3 protein-coding genes are annotated in these 1,875 nt (G+C 48.3%); all 3 read left to right on the plus strand.

The features are described 5' to 3' along the window. A partial coding sequence (locus tag KDK14_RS03430; RefSeq protein ID WP_257263620.1) for a hypothetical protein occupies positions 1-827 on the plus strand: 827 nt, incomplete at its 5' end. A 339-nt stretch (positions 828-1,166) separates the two neighbouring features. Continuing rightward, positions 1,167-1,433, plus strand: a complete 267-nt coding sequence (locus KDK14_RS03435) for a hypothetical protein (RefSeq protein WP_257263621.1) — start codon at positions 1,167-1,169, stop codon at positions 1,431-1,433. Next, complete coding sequence (locus KDK14_RS03440; protein ID WP_257263622.1) at positions 1,433-1,801, plus strand: type II toxin-antitoxin system PemK/MazF family toxin; 369 nt, start codon at positions 1,433-1,435, stop codon at positions 1,799-1,801. Before KDK14_RS03435 ends, KDK14_RS03440 begins: the two co-directional genes overlap by 1 nt. Positions 1,802-1,875 lie beyond the last annotated feature (74 nt).

Consider the following 1,875-nt stretch of genomic DNA (forward strand, 5'->3'; position numbering starts at 1 on the left):
TCCTCAATTTTCTGCCATCCTCGCTACGGGCGCTATTCTCGGACAGCCTCCTGGATATTGTTTTACCTGCCCTTGATCATTTTGTCCGGGAAATTCGTGTTAAGTTATCGGATATTGAGTTTGTCGGGAGTGGCCTTAAAAAACTTTTGAATGATAAGTTTCTGGGTAGAGTAACGAAAAATCATCAGTGGTTGTATCAGGTTAGCAAGAACAATAGAGGTTGGGTCTTAACCGATAGCAATAAGCGAGTCAGGCTTTTGCCAAGGCCTGATTCTGATGATTATGCACGGGTATATGAAACTTTCCCGGCTTTAGATGAGTTGGAACATACGATTTATGCTGAACAGGAAAAATGCCACATCATTCCCGGAGGTGCTGGTGATTGGACAGTTAATGAGCTTAAACAGGTTTTAGAGATTAATGTAGACGTTGTTTTTCGATCGAGTCAGCTGATTACCTATTTAAATCTTTTTATTACCAGGTCTGGGGAGTGCCTGTGTTTGTTGAAAGGAAAAGCCGGAAGTCTGGTGCTGTTTACGATACGGGATCGAGTGACAGGGTCAGATAGAACGATAAATATTGTCACAGTTGGGGTGCATAAAAAAGCATCTGGTGAACTATCCCTATTAAAGGGAGAAGAAATAGTGGGTGCTCTCAACAGCGCTTTATCAGCACGACAGATTGATAAAGCACCAGAAAGCGCAGTCCTTACAGAGTTCCTGGAATATTCCAGGGAGTTTTTGATGGAAATAATTGATCAGCTTGGTCTTCCTTTTCAGTTGCCAGATGTTGAGCCTGTGTCAATGGTTTACTCGGTGGATTGCTGATTGATCTGGTAATTCTAATAAGGCAAAGTGCTTTTAGCAGAAATATTTGATTGGCGTCTTGAATAATCAGCGCTGTATAGAGCTGACACCTGTTGGTGACCTGTCTGCAGACCAGCAGATCCATCTCATTCAGGGTGTCATTCCATGCATCATCATCATTTCGAAACTCAGCATTGGCGATCACATCCCCGATGCCCAGGCTGGTGGCCTTAATCCAGATGTACTCTTCCAGTCAGCCTCCATTCTTGCAATGTTACTGTTTATCGGGGAACCGCTGCCTTGTCGGAGTATCTACATCGTATATACTGATCTATCTATAGAGTTGATATGGAGAGGGTTATGCGGACAGAATCCACCATCAAACGCTGGGGTAATGGCCTGGCTCTGCGGATCAGCGGACCGATGCGGGATATTCCCGGATTTGAAGAAGGTATGGGGGTCGAGGTTGAGATCCATGCCGATGGGCTGTTTATCCGCCGCAAGGTTCCCGCCGATTCACTGCCTTATTCAGAAGAGGAGCTGGTTGCCAGCCTGAAGGAGACGCTGGCAGACGATAACGTCAGCGACTGGCTGGCAGATACACGGCCGGGGGAAGAGGACTTTTGATGGCTTCTACCGGTTCCGGGGTTTACGTACCCGAAAGGGGCGATATTGTCCTGCTTGATTTTCATCCGGGCAAGGGGAGCGAAATCGGCAAGCGTCGGCCTGCCCTGGTGCTCTCTTCGCGCCTCTATAACGAGACCATTGGTCAGGCCATCTGTATTCCCATCAGCTCTCGTGGGAAAAAACGGCCTGCCAATGTGGCGATCAGCGGTCTGGATATCGAGCCATCCTTCGCGATTCCGGGGCTAATCCGCACTCTGGACTGGCAGCATCGCCGGGCTGAACGGATTGGTCATGTGGATGAAGTCGTTTATAAAGAGGCGATCCTGAAGCTGCTTCCCCTGATTGGCGCTGAATCATTTCTTGGTTAACCCTCAGCCAATCTCTGTTAATGCCGCTGCCCGCAAAAGCACAAGTGGTTCCAGCTTTTCGGGAAGCGGGCGGC

The organism is Endozoicomonas sp. ONNA2 (genome assembly GCF_024606365.1).
Classification (GTDB): Bacteria; Pseudomonadota; Gammaproteobacteria; order Pseudomonadales; family Endozoicomonadaceae; genus Endozoicomonas.

Excerpts from the sequence above, each read along its gene's own strand:
- KDK14_RS03435 (WP_257263621.1), top strand. The coding sequence starts at position 1,167 with ATGCGGACAGAATCCACCATCAAACGCTGGGGTAATGGCCTGGCTCTG.
- KDK14_RS03440 (WP_257263622.1), top strand. The coding sequence starts at position 1,433 with ATGGCTTCTACCGGTTCCGGGGTTTACGTACCCGAAAGGGGCGATATT.